The sequence below is a fragment of the Streptomyces sp. R33 genome (assembly GCF_041200175.1).
GTDB classification, from domain to species: Bacteria; Actinomycetota; Actinomycetes; order Streptomycetales; family Streptomycetaceae; genus Streptomyces; species Streptomyces katrae_B.
Genome location: NZ_CP165727.1, coordinates 8,262,910 through 8,278,366 on the forward strand (window position 1 = coordinate 8,262,910; position 15,457 = coordinate 8,278,366).

10 protein-coding genes and 1 pseudogene are annotated in these 15,457 nt (G+C 70.5%); 5 read left to right on the plus strand and 6 right to left on the minus strand.

The window, feature by feature from the left end; translation table 11 throughout:
• Window positions 1-150 precede the first annotated feature (150 nt).
• Both AB5J51_RS38015 and AB5J51_RS38020 read left to right on the plus strand, forming a co-directional pair.
• A complete protein-coding gene (locus tag AB5J51_RS38015; protein WP_369779860.1) occupies window positions 151-1,221 on the plus strand; it encodes a polyprenyl synthetase family protein in 1,071 nt (356 codons plus the stop codon).
• 384 nt (window positions 1,222-1,605) lie between these two features.
• Complete coding sequence (locus AB5J51_RS38020; RefSeq protein ID WP_369779861.1) at window positions 1,606-2,235, plus strand: CAP domain-containing protein; 630 nt, start codon at window positions 1,606-1,608, stop codon at window positions 2,233-2,235.
• Between the two features lie 791 nt (window positions 2,236-3,026).
• Here the strand turns inward: AB5J51_RS38020 and AB5J51_RS38025 are convergent.
• On the minus strand, window positions 3,027-5,804 hold the full coding sequence (locus AB5J51_RS38025) for an AAA family ATPase (protein ID WP_369779862.1): 2,778 nt from the start codon (window positions 5,802-5,804) through the stop codon (window positions 3,027-3,029).
• 394 nt (window positions 5,805-6,198) lie between these two features.
• Here AB5J51_RS38025 and AB5J51_RS38030 point away from each other — a divergent pair, with 394 nt between their 5' ends.
• From AB5J51_RS38030 to AB5J51_RS38040, 3 genes and pseudogenes are all read left to right on the plus strand, one after another.
• A complete protein-coding gene (locus AB5J51_RS38030) occupies window positions 6,199-6,891 on the plus strand; it encodes a hypothetical protein (protein ID WP_369779863.1) in 693 nt (230 codons plus the stop codon).
• 265 nt (window positions 6,892-7,156) lie between these two features.
• On the plus strand, window positions 7,157-7,867 hold the full coding sequence (locus tag AB5J51_RS38035) for a hypothetical protein (RefSeq protein ID WP_369779864.1): 711 nt from the start codon (window positions 7,157-7,159) through the stop codon (window positions 7,865-7,867).
• Window positions 7,868-8,029: 162 nt separating this feature from the next.
• Window positions 8,030-8,176 (plus strand): annotated as a pseudogene (locus AB5J51_RS38040) (glycosyltransferase family 2 protein); the annotation flags it as partial.
• A gap of 125 nt (window positions 8,177-8,301) precedes the next feature.
• Here AB5J51_RS38040 and AB5J51_RS38045 read toward each other — a convergent pair.
• From AB5J51_RS38045 to AB5J51_RS38065, 5 genes are all read right to left on the minus strand, one after another.
• Window positions 8,302-9,078, minus strand: a complete 777-nt coding sequence (locus AB5J51_RS38045; protein WP_369779865.1) for a PIG-L deacetylase family protein — start codon at window positions 9,076-9,078, stop codon at window positions 8,302-8,304.
• A gap of 58 nt (window positions 9,079-9,136) precedes the next feature.
• On the minus strand, window positions 9,137-9,685 hold the full coding sequence (locus AB5J51_RS38050) for a GNAT family N-acetyltransferase (protein WP_369779866.1): 549 nt from the start codon (window positions 9,683-9,685) through the stop codon (window positions 9,137-9,139).
• 10 nt (window positions 9,686-9,695) lie between these two features.
• Complete coding sequence (gene fxlM / locus AB5J51_RS38055; protein WP_369780381.1) at window positions 9,696-12,071, minus strand: methyltransferase, FxLD system; 2,376 nt, start codon at window positions 12,069-12,071, stop codon at window positions 9,696-9,698.
• Window positions 12,072-12,297: 226 nt separating this feature from the next.
• Window positions 12,298-13,209, minus strand: coding sequence for an NUDIX domain-containing protein (locus AB5J51_RS38060; protein ID WP_369779867.1), 912 nt, complete (start codon window positions 13,207-13,209; stop codon window positions 12,298-12,300).
• A 380-nt stretch (window positions 13,210-13,589) separates the two neighbouring features.
• Window positions 13,590-15,455: an ATP-binding cassette domain-containing protein gene (locus AB5J51_RS38065; protein ID WP_369780382.1), complete on the minus strand. Its 1,866-nt coding sequence runs from the start codon at window positions 15,453-15,455 to the stop codon at window positions 13,590-13,592.
• Window positions 15,456-15,457: the final 2 nt, after the last annotated feature.

The following is a 15,457-nucleotide window of genomic DNA, read 5'->3' on the forward strand; positions in this document are numbered from 1 at the left end:
CCTCCCTCCGGCTGCGGATCACGCTCTGCGTGGCTTGGCGGTCAAGGCCACCCGGTACCCCTCCTGAACCCGCCGCAACCGATCATGGGACAAGCTCGTACCGCCGCACGTCTACAGCGGTGCCCCGACCCCGAGCAGGGAGAACGCGCCATGACCCAGCAGATCCTCGAGCGTGTCGCCGGATATGAGCAGCGGTTCAACACGCTGTTCGAGCAGTACTTCGACACGGTGAGAGCCGGACTCGATGCGCCGTCGTTCAGCCGTTTCACTCCCGACTGCCTGCAGTTTCTCAGAGAGTTGTCCTTGCGGGGTGGGAAGCGGATACGGGTGGTTGTGCTGCATGAGGCGGCGCGTCTGGTGACGGACGAGCCGGTCGGAGGACTCGACGCCGCAGCGCTGAGCATCGAGCTGCTGCAGACGCACGGTCTGGTGCACGACGACCTCATCGACGACAGTCCCACCCGCCGCGGCGGCCCGTCCACCTATTACGCCTACCGTGAGCGGTTCTCCGAACACCCGCAGACGGCTCTCGGTCTGACCGTGCTCGCCGGCGACCTCGCTCTCGCCCTGTCCCTGCAGGTATTGCTGGAAGCGAAGACGTCTGGGGCGGTGCGGCAGGCCATGGTCGAGGCGCTCGCCCGAGCGGCGGCCGACACTTTCGTGGGCCAGATCATCGACCTGGAACGCGACTTCGTCGGCGCACCGGACGAGGACGCCCTCCACTGCGTGGCCGACTACAAGTCCGCCCGCTACTCGATCCTCGCGCCCATGCAGCTCGGACTCCTGGCCGCAGGCGCGCAGCCGGCGCTCTTCGAGACGGAGCTGCGCGAATATGCGCGGCTGGTGGGGATATGCGGGCAGATGCGCGATGACTACCTGGACCTGTTCGGAGACGCGGCCGCCATGGGCAAGCCGACCGGGACTGACATTCGCGACGGGAAACACAGCTACACCGTCCGTGCTCTGCTGGCGTCCGTCGACGACGCCGAGCGTCGCGTGGTGGAAGCCGCACTTGGTGACCCGTCCTGCACGCCGCAGACCATTGCTGCCGTTCGGGAGATCGGGGAGCGCCGGGGCGTGACAGTCAGGATGCAGGCGGATATGCGCCGATATGCGCAGCAGGCGTCCGCGGTGGCCGCCGGGTGGCGGTCACAGTGGAGGGAGGAGTCGGTCACCTTCTTCGAGCAGCTGCCGCTGTGGAGCGTTGAGCGAGCCAGGTGACCAGCGCAGGCAGGCGAGTGCCTGGTCGGGGGTCGACCCGCGGGCTGCTGCTCATGAGGTCGCATCCGGTGGGTGCGCAGCGCTGGGCGGACGGCTGGAAGCCCGGCTCCGGGGCGGTGCGGGGGAGCGGCCCGGGGGCGTCCCGGCCGGGACACCTGGCGGTGGAGCCTGGCGTGCGGGTGCCGTCGGCGCGTGTGCGCTCGGAGCACCCCGGTCTTTTTTTGAATGGCGCGGCGACCCCGTCGCGCGCATCATGGGACAGGCGCGCCAAGGCTGGTCCCCGGGAACGGGGACCGCGAGAACAGGCCTCGGGGAGAGATGAGAATCTCCATGAGGATGCGCAATCACAGGACCCCGCGCACTCGCACTCCGTATACACGGGCTGTGACGTCGGTGGCGGCGGCGGGTGTTCTGATCGTCCCGCTCGTTCCGATGGCCACGGCTGTGGCCGTGGCTCAGCCGTGGCCGCACTGCGCGGATGCGAGCCCCGACTCGTACGACAAACCGCCCCCCGCCGACCCGGGCCGCTTCGGGTACGGGGTGCTGCCCGCCATTGAGGGCATCACCTGCCTCATCAACGCGGAGCGCCAAAGGCTGGGGCTCCGGCCGCTCTCGCAATCCGCTGAGCTCAGGAACGCGGCGAACAAGCACGTGACCGCCGCGCTGGCTCAGAAGTGGTGGGGCGCAGGCAAGAATCCGCACCAGAATCCGCGGGTCGCCGGTTCGGCGGAACAGCAGATCGCGGCCCGCATCAAGGACGCCGGGTACTGCGCGAACGGCAGGTCGTGGGCCGGCTACGAGATTGCCTACAACGACTGGGACGGAGAGGGCACTCCGCGGGCGGCCGTTAACTGGTGGCTGAACATCAGCAAAGGCGGCCACGCCGAGATCATCCGCGACCCCTCGCTGACCGAGTTCGGCATCGCGCCCAGGGGCGGATCGGCGGACCCGGCCGGCGTGGGGAAGAGCGATGCGGGGACCTACGTGGTCAACCTCGGCCGGTGTGAGAAGTAGCGAGCCGGTGCGTTGCGTGACAAGGCCGCGTGGGTCGCCGCCCGGCACGTCGACAACACCGGAGAGGTTCCGCTGTCCAAGGACGTCGAACCGGCCGCCCCGCAGGGCTGACGGCGGGTCGGCCGGCCTCTTCGGGGCCGCCTGAAAATGTCCTGGGGGCGGCCCCACGGCTGGCCCCAGGACTGGGCCGTGCTCGGCGGGCGTGGCGGTGACACGTGACCGCCAGCGCGGCGACGTGCCCCCCTCCGACCCGGGGAACAGGGGCGCCGGTGTTTCGTTGTGATCGCGGGTCAGTGACCTGCACCTGGCAGTCGGCGCCGGACTGCAGGTTCTCGCCCATGCTTCTACTCGGGCCCATCCAGGGCGCGGGTTGAGCCATGAAGAGCCCCGAGGGAGGAGAGCGCCAGGGCAGTGAGGTCAATCAGTGCAGCCGCCGGGCCGGGCCGGGACGGGGACGGGCCACTGTCTCATTCGCAATGTCCGAAGTGCGCACCGTGGCCCAGTCATTGGAGTGGATGCCCATGTGGACCGCCGACGGTCCGCTCGGCGCCGATACCGACGACATACCTCTCGAGCTGCGCCGAACACGCGGTGCTGTCGACGCTGCTGCGCAAGGCGTCGGAGCTGCGGCTTGCGGTGCCGCCCGAAGAGGTGCGCTGGCGTCGGGGCACCATCAACCGGGGCCCGTAGGTGCTCCCCCTGGCCTGGTCACCGCCGCGTCATGCCCGATCCGATCGAGAGGCCGGATCATGCCCGACCAGGACCCGTCCAAACCCGTCGCCATGATGGGGTCAGTGGTCTGCCCATCGCGCTGTCATTTCGGTTCGGTTGGCGTATCCGAGTTTGGCGAGGATGCTGCGGACGTGGCTTTCCACCGTCCGTTCGGAGATGATCAGGTCGTCGGCGATCTGGCGGTTCGTGCGCGCCCGGACCACGAGTTCGGCGATCTGCCGTTCGCGCGGGGTGAGCGGGCCGGTGTCGTCGCGCCGCGCAGCGATCTCGTCGAGGAGGCGTGCGGCGGCGGCGGAGGGACCGGGCAGGTCCAGCCGGTCGGCGATCGCCACGGCCTCCCCGGCGAGGGCGGCCGCATCGGCGAGGGCGCCTTTGTCGCGTTCCACAGTGGCGAGGTTGAGGCAGGTCAGTGCCACATATGGCCTTGCGCCGAGGGCTCGGTTGCGGATCAGCGCTTCACGGAGCAGTTCCTCGGCCTGTGCCGGTCGGCCGGCGGTGAGGGCGAGGCGGCCGAGTTCGCGGCTGACCGTGCCGGAGAAGTACGCCGTGGGGGTGCCGAGCGCTCCCGGGTACGGCCTGAACACCGCGAGCTGGTCGTACACCAGCCGTGCGACGGAGGCGTCACCAGCCAGCTCGATCAGGTCGACCAGGTTCAGCAGCACCGCGGGCCACGTCGGGTTCGCCGTCGGGATCGGTAGCAGCGGGCGTAGCCGCTCGTAGGCGTCCCGTGCCTCGTCCGGCCGCCCGGCCACGAAAAGCGCCCGTGCCCGCATGGACTGGATCAGCGGGTTCTCGGGCGCGCGGTCGAGGTCACGCCACATCTCTTCGCACAGTTCCGCGGCGTCGCCGCGGACCAGGGCCAGCTGTTGCTGCAGTACGTAGCTCATCGTGATCGCGTACTGGTCTGCGCTGGCCCGGGCGAGTTCGGTGGCGTCCGCGTTGCAGCGCCGGGCGTCGGCGAACCGTCCTTCCTGTGCTGCCCGGGCCGCGGTGACGCGCAGTTGGTGCCAGCGCGTCAGCGGCAGCGATGACCGGTCCGCGATAGCCTCGATGCCGCGGATCGCGTCGTCCACCAAGTCGAGCCGGCCGAGCAGGTAACCGGCTTGAACGCGCCACTGGTGGCCCAGGACGGCGACTAGGGGGTCACCGAGCCGTTCGGCCCCGGACACGGCCAACTCGCCCAGGCGCAGGCGTTCGGCGGTGTCGTCAGGATGGGCCAGGACCATCTGCAACGCCCGGGCGGCGTCGAGTTCGGCCCGGGCATCACCGGTGGCCTCGGCCAGTTCGAGGGCGGCGTGGGCCTGCTCGGCGGCCTCTTCGAGCGAACCCAGATCGGCCGAGACGGTGGCGAGCTGAGCGAGCACCCGGGCGCGCACCGCGTCCTCAAGGTCCTCGACGGCCAGGGCCGTTTTGCACAGCCGGGTGATGGCCTGCGAGGCATGGGGGTACGTGACGCCCTGCACCACCAGGGCAGCCTCGGCGAGCAGCGCGGGTCGGCGCTTCGCCTTCGCCGCGTCGCAGGCTTCGTCGCAGTGACGCAGGCTGGCGTCGTAGTCCCCGACCAGGTACTCGGCGCGGGCCAGGTCGATGAGCGCCGACGCCCGCTGCGGGTCCGCCGCGTCGAGGACGGCGGCGGCGTCCGCCAGATGCCGGACGGCGTCCGCATAGGCGTGCCGCTCGCGGGCCAGATCCGCGGCGGTCCGCGACCAGTGTGCTGCGGCGGCGCGGTGCGCGGGCTCCGTGCCGGAGTGCCGCCAGTGTGCCGCGATACGGGCTGCCTCGCCAGGGTCCCCGGCCTGCTCCAGTGCCCGCGCAGCCGCTTGGTGCAGAGCACGTGAGGCGGGCGGGGTGGTTCGGCCGAGTACCTCCTCACGAACCAAGTCGTGGGTGAAGCGGTAGGTGCGTCCGGTGTCGGCGCCGTTCTCCGCGGTGAGGATCCCGGCGTGCCAGGCCGCTTCCAGCGCCCGACTGACGGCAGTGGCTTCAAGCTGTGGCAGGACCGGGGTGAGCAGATCCGTGTCCAGCGGTTCGCCGAGTACGGCCGCCGCCCGTACCACGAGTCTCTGCTCGGTGGTGAGTCCGGTCAGCAGGCCGCTGACGACGGTGCAGAGGCTGCCGGCATGGGTGCGCAGTGCACTGACGAGAAGCGGCAGCCCACCCGTCCTTCGGTAGAACTGCGCCGCGTCCGCCTCCCCGACGCACTGGGCGACTTCTGCCGGTGTGAAGGGCGCCAGGCGCAGCGTCTCGGCGCCATAGCGGCCCAGTTCCGCGAGCGCCCCGGCGGGTTCCTCGGGGGCTGGTTCCCGGAAGGTGCCGACAACGAGCAGCCCACGGTAGGTGACCTCACTGGTCAGCTGCCGCAACAGATCGAGGCTGGCTGTGTCGGCCCAGTGCAAATCCTCGAGCAGGACGACGAGAGCGCGTTCGGCGGCCGCCCCGGCCAGCGCCTCGCTCATCCGGGCCAGCTCCAAGAACCGCGCCGCCGCTGCGTCAGCCGGCTCCGTCACACTCCATTGATGCTGCGGCGCCACAGCCCCGGCCCCGGTCGGCTCGGCGCTTTGCGGTCCGGGGAACGCGAGGGTGACTCCCGCCACGCGCAGTGCATGCTGCCACGGCCACAGGGGTGGTGCCACCGTGTCTCTGGGGCAGTGGCCCCGCACGACGGTGACACGTTCACGGTCGGCGTGGCGGCGCAGAGCCTCGGCCGCGAGCGTGCTCTTGCCGATGCCCGCCGGCCCCGCGAGCAGCACCACGGATCCGCAGCCCCGCGCCGTCGCTTCGATCCGCTGGGCAAGGACCGCCAACTCGGATGCCCTGCCGATGAATTCACTGGCCACACCGGCAGTATCCCGCAGACGCACTCGACGAGGACCGGCCGCGGCTGCGTACCACGGTTCAGTGGCAGTACTGATGCCCCGGGCGGCTTGCGCACGCCACTGTTATCGGCACACACCCGGAGGCGGCTCGGGATCGTACCCGACTCGACCGGACACCCACCTTGCGACACCCCAAGGGGAGAACATGATGCGAGCACGCCGGCGCGCCGTGGTCACGGCCGTTGCGAGCCGCGGCGACACGGCCGAGGGCCGTCCCGCTCCGAACCAGCCGGATCATCCCTCATTGCGCTCCGAAAGCCCGATGCCCCGCGCCCCGCAGTCGTCACCCGTACGGGGGACACGTGCATCGCTGGGGGCGACCACGAAGGGCCGGCGGATAACGATGGTGGCAACGGTGGCGGTTGTCGTCGCACTGACGGGCGTGTCATGCGCGCAGCCGAACCCCGGGTCGGGCCACGGCGGCGGGGACCAGCAGCGCCATGCGGCGTCACCCGACCCGAAGTCCTCGGCCGGGGCCGGCCGGAGCGGCGGCGACGCCAGTACCAAGAAGCCAGCCTGCCCCACCCCCGGGCCCCTCACCGGATCCCAGCTCCCCGCCTTCCCGCGGGCGGACAAGGTCAGCAAGATCAATCAGAATCCGTGCCTGCCCCTTGCCGGGGTGGCCGACCAGATTCTCGGCTTCGTCCCCAAGAGCGGCAACCCGAAGTACACGAGCTTCCGTAATGGGCTCGGCCAGTTCGTCGGGAAGCTGAACGCGGCCAACGACCTCGCAGAGTGCGCCTACGCGACCGACCGCCTCGCCGTCGGGGTGTACCAGCACGACGGCACGCCCTGGTCGATCGGTCTGGTGGCGGTCGTCCGCAAGGACCTCAAGGGGATCGCCGACATCGGGGCCTGCTGGCTGCCCAAGCGGCTCCCGTTCCCGCTGCCGACCCAAGGCATCGCACCCGACGAGATCAAGCCGGACTACTGCGCCGACGCCGTGACCCGGAAGAGCAACGGCCATACCTTCACGATCATGTGGATCGGCTCCTCCAACGTGATGTGCGGCAGCCTCGCCCACATCTACAAGAAGGCACCGGTCTAGGCGCTCCAGAAGGCCCCGTCGTCCCGGCAGAAGCGCATCCGGCCGGCGGGTCCCAGGAGCTTCTCCCGGCCGGCGCGAACGTCAACTCCTTTGCGGGGAGCGCGCCGGACCACCACCTCGCGCGGACAGGGAACCGCATGAGCCGGACCGATCTGCCGCCCGGCTGTCCCACTGTCAGAACCGGACCGGCCTTGGGCCGGCCGCCTGCTCACCGCCGCCCGCGTCCTCCCCCTGCTCAGACGCTGCCCGCCATTCTCGGTCGCCGATGTCCCGAAAGGGCTTCGCGGCGGGCGTGGCGGGCACGGCGGTACAGGTGGTCGTCACGGTCATCGCCGGGGCCCTCATGCCGGCCCAGTCGGCCCGGCTCCGGACTCCCGCTCACCCGGAAGGAACCGTCGTGAAGAATTTCCTGGCCTCTCTCGCGGCCCTGCTGCTCGCCGTCCTCGCTTTCACCGCAGTGCAAAACGGCACCCTCGCCCTGCCGTGGCAGGCCTCGGGTGCCGGCTCGGGCCCCGTCGACGGCCGCGGCGGCTCGGGGCCGACCTCCGGGTCCGGCACCGAGACCGGCTCGGCCAACAGCAGTTCGGGGAACAGCGGCAACAGCGGCAACAGCAGTTCCGGGAAGCGGGGTGATGCCGACGGCGGCACCACCCCCAAGCCGGGCAAGGGCAGCAGCCCCAAGCCCCCGGCCGGCCCGGCCCGACTGGTTCCGAACGGTCTGCCGTGCAGCAACGGGGCGAGCTGCGGTGTGTACGGCAGCGGGTTCGCGCCCGGCGAGCTGGTCGACCTGTACTACACCTGGCCCGACAGCCGCGGTGAGGCGAAGTACGGCCCGAGGCAGGCCGATGACGGCGGCAGGATCGATTACAGCATCCGGCGCGCCATCAAGAACGGCAGCACCATCCACGTCCGGGCGGTCGGCCGGACCTCCGGGCTCACCGCCACCACCAGCTACCACGACTCCGGCCCCTACTGAGCGCCTACTGCCAGGCCGATACACGGGGAGCAACGCCAGCCACGACCTCCCAGCAGTGGCAGGCCGGCCACCAGGCGTTCGGACGCGGCCGGCGACGCTCGGTCCGATGTAGCCGACGACGCGATGGCTCCCTCGGCGGCGCGCACAGCGAGCGGCAGTCAGCGGGCCGGGTCGCTCTCGCCGAACAAGCTGTCGCTCGTCCCGTACAACTGGGCCCTGTACCGCCGGCACGAACAGCTCTCGGTGTTCCGGTCGACGCGGGCTCTGGTCGGGGCGGCGTGGCACTCGTTGCGGAAGTCGCGGATCTAGCACCCGTTCGCGCGCTTGGGGAGCCGGTGCGCGACCGTTTCCGGAGGGTGCCTGACCGGGCCCCGACCCGTGGTTGTGCCGCGTGGCGATTCGGTGCGGCGGCAGCCGGATCCTCGTTGGCTTGGTCAGACGGTCAACACCTTGAGCCTGCTTGGCCCTGGCGAGTGCCCGGCGTCCAGGCGAGTGAAGAACTCCGTCGCCACGATCGCCTCCCGTTCAGGCTTCGGGAGCCGGGCGAGGAGACCCGGGAGGGACCTTTCGCGAGCCACTTCGCTGGCGTGCGCCATGATCGCGGCGAGCTTGCGGTCCAGCCAGGGGCGGATATCGACGGCTGCGTGAACCATCTCGTCCGGCACGGTGTGGACGCGCTTTCCGACGGTGGACAGGAGACCGGCCAGGGCGTCGCTCTCCGAGCGAGGGTGCGATGCGCCATATACCGCGCTGGGACGCCAGGAGGGCCCAGCTTGAGGGCAGAGCCCCTCGATGCCAGCGGTGCGTACAGCTTGGAGGACCACTTCGTGGGTGCGGACATGGTCGGGGTGCCCCGACCCGAACGCGTCGTGGGTCACGATCACCTGAGGCCGGAATGCGCGCACGTGTGACACGAGCCGTTCCGCCGCCTCTTCCTGGGGAACGTCACAGAGGCGGGGCCGACCGGGGGCGGAGTCGGGGACGCGGAGGTCGGCGAATCCGAGCATGCGGGGCTTGCCCGCGCCAAGAAGGTGCAGGGCGTGTGCGAGCTCGGCGGCGCGAAGGCTGTCTGGAGCCCACGTAGCCGTGACGACGGCAGTGCGCGCCCCGGCCGCCGCGTGCTGGGCGAGGACTCCACCGGCCACGAGCGCCTCATCGTCTGGGTGTGCGCAGACAGCCAACAGGGACGGTAAGGGGGACGGTGTTGTCATGGGCGGACCCTTCTTGAGATCTGAGGGGGGGTGGGTCGCACGGCTATCGGGTACGCGCTCAACCAGACCGCGGACCCGAGGAGCACACACCGAACCACTGCTCGGCGCCAAACTCCTCGAACCGCTCCACCTCGGTGAACCCCAGTTTCACCGCGACACGTACCGAGCGGTCGTTGGCCACCTGAGTGCAGAGCACCACCGGCTCACCGGGAAGCGCGTCGGCGACCCAGCCGAGCGCCGCCGAGCATGCCTCAAAGGCGTACCCACGTCCCCACGCCTTGGGCAGGAACATGTAGCTGAGCTCGGCCTCCCCGGCATCAGGACGGACGTGCCCCGGACGCTCCACGTCCCGCCGGTCGAGCGTGACGACGCCGATCATCGCCCCGTCGTGATCGACCACGAACACGCCAGGCCGCCGACCGGGCACTTCAGGCACTGCGCTCTCAAGCTCAGCACGTGGTCGGGGGCCACCGAGGTACGTCCGCACCTCCGACGAGGCGAACAGTTCAATGAACGCCGCACGGTCCCGGGCCACCGATTCGCGGAGCACGAGCCGCCCGGTCCGCAAGGGGGCGGGCGGCCACACAACGGGACCAAGCTCAGCCATGACAGGCAACCTACAGACTCTCCACCGTGGCGGGAGCATCAGGCCCCGACATCACTCCTTCAACTTCACTAACGGGCGCCCGGAGGAGGCCGTCACGCCCCGGCCATTGGAACACCAGCCGGCACAGCGGCTTGTCCAGCACATCCCCCGGGGGCAGCCGGTGATCGGGGGTCCCGGCCGGGTGGACGGACAGGGCGGGTTCGGCGCCCGCGCGCACGTCGCGCTCCCAGGCCCTGACCGTGTCCACCAACTGCTGTGCAAGCTGAGGGCCCTGCTCGCCGAAGGCGTGGACGACGAACTCCCACCCGCCCTCCTGCACGGTGTCCCCGTGGTGAATCTGGACGTGGACGAGGTAGGCGATCGACCGGTCGCCGAGCACGGCAGGGGCATCAGATCCCTTCGCGATCAAGGTGACACCGGATCCCTTGTCCGCGTGGGCGGCCAGGCGGCAGAACCCCGGCAGCGTCGTGGCCGCGTACAGCTGGAGCGATGAGAAGTCGAACTGGAACCCCATGATCAGCCCGGTGGCGACCTCGTGGCGTGGTCCGCGCAGCGCTTCCTCCAGGCCCTCGGCCGGCAGCGGAAGCCCGTCCTCGAATCGGAGCTGCAGCTCGCCGTCGAGCAGGCCCACGACCGGAACGGTCCGGCCGTGCTGTCCCTGGTCCCGGACGAAGCCGCAGTACGTGAACTTCCTTGCGTGGAGGACGTCTCCTCGACGCTGGAAGCTGATCGCGCGGGTGTAGCCGTGCATCTCCAGAGGCAGGACGAGATGACCGCCCTCGGCGAGCTGTTCGCGCCAAGCAGCGGAAATGTCCCACACGTTGTAGGTGATCACGCTGGCGTCGAACCCGCCCCTAGGAACGAGGTTCGCCGGGGCGCCGAAGGCCGCGTCGCCCTGGAAGGCGGTGACCCGTCCGCTGCCGGCCTCGGCGATGAACCGCTGGGTGCGGTGCACGACGTACGGATCGATGTCCCCGGTGACGACAGAACCCGCCGGTCCGACGACGTGGGCGATCAGTTCGGCGTTGTAGCCGCCGGAGCCCGCTTCGTACACGCGTGCCCCCGGGACGAGCCGCAGAGACTCGATCATGTCGGCCTGCAGCCAGGCCGCGGACACCGAGCTGATGGCCCGGCCCATCTCGTCGCGGCGGGTGACGACCGCCAGATCGTCGTCGTACGCGGTCCTCAGGCTCATCTCCGGCGCGAACCGGTGGCGAGGAACGGTACGCAGTGCCTCCTGGACCGCCTCGGAGGGCGCCCAGCCGCCGGCGATGACGGCGTCAGCCATCTGCTCGCGCAGCCGCACAGCCTCCGCAGGTTCGCCGGGGACGGGCGGGTGGATGGCGGCGAGCGGGTAGGAGTGGACGGCCGGCAGACCGGGGATGATCCCGGGCCAGATCGCCTCGAGTGACTGGGCGGCCGGTGCGAACACGGGCCCGACGCAGGCCAGGGCGTGCAGGTCGTGCCACTCCCACCGCTCGAAAAGCCGCTCCTCCGGGTTGGTCAGGGTGCCGGTGAAGGCCGTGATCCGGACCACCGCGGTGAGGCGGGGCATGTCGTGGCTGTCATCGACGAGCATCGTCACCACGTGGGCGTCGGATGCGGCCGCCGTCAGGCCGGTCTCCTCGAAGAGCTCCCGTACGGCCGCGGCGGCGAAGTCCTCCGATCCGCTGGTCTTCCCTGCGGGCAGCTCCCACATTCCGCCGGTGGACCTGCCGAGCAGGACCCTGCCCGAGAGGTCGGTGACCACGGCCACGGCGCCGGTCAGGGCATGGCTGGTCGTCGGCCGCTTCTCAGCCGCTGTCGTGTCGGTGTGGCAGGACCCGCGCAGGACCAGGACCGCGAGACCGTCCGCGTCCAGCCGTGCCGACTCCTTCCAGCCCCCGGCGATCTGGAGGATCTCCCCCTCGTCGAGGGCGATGTCCCGCCGCTCTTTGGCGGTCAGTTCGGCGGTGGGCGTGGTGATCACGAGCGCGCCGCCGGGCCGCAGCCGCTCCCCGAGCCCGTGCAGGACACGGCTGCGGTCCTTCAGGAACGGCACCACCAGGCGCAAGGTGATCAGGTCGTAGCCGTCCGGGTTCAGGCCGGCCGGGTCGTCGTGCTCGATGTCCAGGCGCATCCACCGCACACCCCGCGCATCCGGGTGCTCCTGGCGGGAACGCTCGATCGCGCTGCCGGCGAAGTCGACGGCGTCCACCGCGTAGCCGAGCGCTCCGAGGTAGGCGGCCAACTCCCCGGTCCCGGATCCCACATCGAGGGCCCGCCCGCCGGCCTCCGGCACGGGAACACGCTCAGCGAGCAGCACCCGCTCGGCGTCACCGAGGGGCCGGAACCCCTTCCCGTCGGCGTAGTGCTGCTGCCACTCCTCGCGGACGGCGTACCCCACGGTGCTGCTCCTGACCTGGTCGAGTGCGGTGGATGCGGTGGATGGTGTGGTGTTCACGGGTGGCCCGTTGTGCGCAGCCGGGCCAGGGTCCGCCGGCCGCGCTCGACGAGCTGGATCGTCGTGCGCACTCCGGCGGTCATACGTCCGCCGGAGAGGGAGTGATCGGTCATGGGCAGGCTCCTTGGCATCCGGGGACGGGACGTGGCGGGGCGGCAGGGCTGCGGGGTCAGGTCCAGCCGAGCTCGGAGTAGGCGACGCCGCGGCCGATCGCCTCGATCGCGTTCCGGGTGTAGGCGACGATCGGCTCGGGAAGCGCAGTCGGATCGACCCAGACCCATTCGAGGCATTTGTCCGGCTCCCGCACCTCGGGGGTTCCGCTCCACGTGCGGGCACGGAAGAAGAGGCCGAGCCGGGGCTGCCCATCACCGCCCTCGTCGAGCATGTGCACCGTGTGCACCAGCTCAAGGTCCTCCGGGGCGATCACAAGACCTGCCTCCTCCTCGGCCTCCCGGACCAACCCGGCCACCGCGTTCTCGGTCTCCAGATGGCCGGCGAGGGCGTGGAACTGGTTCCCGGCAAAGGCGACATCGGGGTGACGCCGGCCGAGCAGGATCCGGCCGTCTTCACGTTCGAGGTAGAGGTGGACGCCGATCGCGTTCAGCCGGGCCCGGCTGCCCCCGGCCCGCGCCGGACAGCTCGGCGACCGGGGCGCCGGGACGGAGGCGGTCCTCTGGTGCAGGGCGATGACCTCGGCTGTCCACGGGCACATGGTCAGCCAGGCCGTGGTCTCGGCGTCGAACCAGCGGAACATGATCCCCTCAGGGCACGGCAACGTGTTGTCGTCGCCGTCCCAGGCGCCGACGTACACCTGGATCTGGCCCTTGTCGCCGGTGGGACCGTGGGCGTCGACGATGGTGAGGGGCTCAAGCGGCACCCTCAGGCCCGTTTCTTCCAACAGCTCGCGCTCGACCGCCTGGCGGCAGCTCTCCTCGCCCTCGCGGCCACCACCCGGGATCGACCACGTACCCGGGTCACAGATGTGCGGCTTGTTGGCGTCCCGCAGATGCAGCAGGTACTGACCGGCGGTGTTGACCAGAAGTGCTGCGGTGCCGCGCGGCTCGGTGGACAGGCTGGCCATGTGGACTCCTCAGGATCGGTGGTTGGTGATACCGGTGGGCGCGGTGGACGCGGGGACGGGCATGGAGGTGAGGCGGTAGACCGGGGAGCTACCCAGGACAAATGCGGGCACGACGAAGACGAGGGCCCGGCCGGCAAGACTCTGCGATCGGCGCGCCGGTCACATCGGTGCCCTCCAGGGAGTGGAAGCGCTTGGGGAACCCGAAGTGCGCGCGGTAGAGGAGGTGGTGGCCGTCGACGAGGAGCAGCGGCACGGTGGCAGCGGGCATGGTGAGGTCTCCCGGCATCCCGGTCGCCTGAGGCTTCGAGGCCCGGCATTCCGGAGCGGAGGACACGTCAGACCATCGGTGCCCGCCTGGACCCGGAGGCCCAACGCGGCGTTCACGAGCGCTCCTCCGCTTTGGTGTCCGCGGAGGGGGCACGCTGGACAGGGACGGTGTCCGCGAACGCGGCGGCCTGGACCAGATAGGCGTCTCGGAAGTCCCCTGTGCCGGTTTCCTCGTCCATGAGTTGGGAGAAGGTCCCGGACTCTGCGAGCCGGCCGTCCTTCATGACGTGGATGACGTCGGCGTGCCGCACCGAATGCAGTCGGTGGGTGATGAAGATGATCGTCTGGCCGGTTGCGGCGAGCGCGCGAATCTGGTCGAAGACCCGCTGCTCGGCGACCGCGTCCAGGGCACTGGTCGGCTCGTCGACCACCAAGATCCCCGCCCGCTTGTACCAGGCGCGGCTGATGCCCATCAGCTGCCATTCGCCGCCGGACGCCTCGCGCCCGCCCTTGTATCCCCGGCCCAGGAGGGTGCTGAAGCCCCGTGGCAGGGCGGAGATGAACTTGGCGGCGCCGGAGAAGGTCGCCGCGTCCTGCACCGCTTCGTCCTCGATGGGCGTGGTGGGCCGGCCGATGCCGATGTTGACCCGCACTGTGAAGGGCCACCGGAAGAAGGACTGCGACATGAGGGCGATGCGGGCGAAGATCTGGCCGCGGTCGGCCTTGGCGGCATCCACGTCGTCCCACCAGATCGTGCCGCCGCCCTCGTCGGGTAGGTGCAGGCCGGCCAGGAGCTTGATGAGGGTGGACTTGCCCGAACCGTTCGCCCCGACCAAGGCGATGACCTTGCCCATCGGAAAGGACAGCGACACCTCGCGCAGAGTCGGCTCGGGCGCCTCGCCCCCGGAGCCCGGATAGGTGAACGTGACCTTCTCGAATCGGACTTCCCGCACCTGCTCGGGTAGAGCTTCCCCGGTCTCCGGGATCGCGCGGGCCTCAGCCTCCGCACAAAGCCGCTCGTAGTCGGCGACGAACAGCGACTCCTGGTGCAGATCTGCCATCTGCAGGACCAGGCCATCAAGGCTCGATGCGCCGGCGCGGATGGCGAGTACCGCGGTGCCCGCGACCGCAAGGTCCATCCGACCACTCCACAGCAGCAGTCCCAGCGCCCCGTACGTGAGCAGGGTCGCGGCCCCAGACGCGCCGTCCGCGATCAGCCCGATCTTGGCGGCGTTGCGGGCCAGACGGGTCTGCTCGCGCTCGCTGGTCTCGGCCATCTGCCGGAAGTGCCCGAGGAGGAACGGCCCGACCTCGTGGACCCTGACCTCGGCCGCGGCCTCCCGCTGGGTCAGTAGCTGCCCCAGCAGGTGACCGGCCCGCGCGTGCTGCACGAAGGTGTGGAAGGAGATGTATCGCTGCTTGGAGATCGTCAGCGAACTCCAGGCACTCGGCAGGGTCATCAGGACCAGAAGAGGCAAGAGCGCGACGTGGAGCACCGTGAGCACACCCGCGGCCGCGATCAGGGAGATCCCCGCGTTCAGTGTGTTGGTGCAGTACCGGATCATCCGGCGGGCGGAATCGGCCCCGTAGCGGGCGGCGTCCAGCAGGCGGTGGAATTCGTCGTCCTCGATCGCCGCGAGCTCCACGCGGTGCACCAGCCCCAGGTACCGCTCGGTAGCGACGCGCTGGACCTTGGGCTCGAGCTCGCCGGTCGCCGCCGTGGACGCGGACCGCAGGAGCGAACCCAGCAGCGCGGTGACCGCGACCGCCGCGAGAGCCGGAACGGCTCTCGCCAGCCGCTCGTTCGTCGTGCCACCGGCCAGGATGTGGCCCAGGACGCCGTTGACTGCGACCAGCCCGATCGCCTGCGTGATGCCCCGTCCGATCTCGGCGCCGAGGACAAGGCGCAGGGCTCGGGCGTCAGCGAGATGAGCGAGGTTCAACCCGGCCATGACCATGCGGGGTAAACCCCTGGCCATGG

Bases quoted from the DNA above. Each gene is read 5' to 3' on its own strand.
- AB5J51_RS38015 (WP_369779860.1), top strand. From the start codon at position 151: ATGACCCAGCAGATCCTCGAGCGTGTCGCCGGATATGAGCAGCGGTTC.
- AB5J51_RS38035 (WP_369779864.1), top strand. From the start codon at position 7,157: ATGTCCCGAAAGGGCTTCGCGGCGGGCGTGGCGGGCACGGCGGTACAG.
- AB5J51_RS38045 (WP_369779865.1), bottom strand. From the start codon at position 9,078: ATGACAACACCGTCCCCCTTACCGTCCCTGTTGGCTGTCTGCGCACAC.
- AB5J51_RS38050 (WP_369779866.1), bottom strand. From the start codon at position 9,685: ATGGCTGAGCTTGGTCCCGTTGTGTGGCCGCCCGCCCCCTTGCGGACC.
- AB5J51_RS38060 (WP_369779867.1), bottom strand. From the start codon at position 13,209: ATGGCCAGCCTGTCCACCGAGCCGCGCGGCACCGCAGCACTTCTGGTC.
- AB5J51_RS38065 (WP_369780382.1), bottom strand. From the start codon at position 15,455: ATGGCCAGGGGTTTACCCCGCATGGTCATGGCCGGGTTGAACCTCGCT.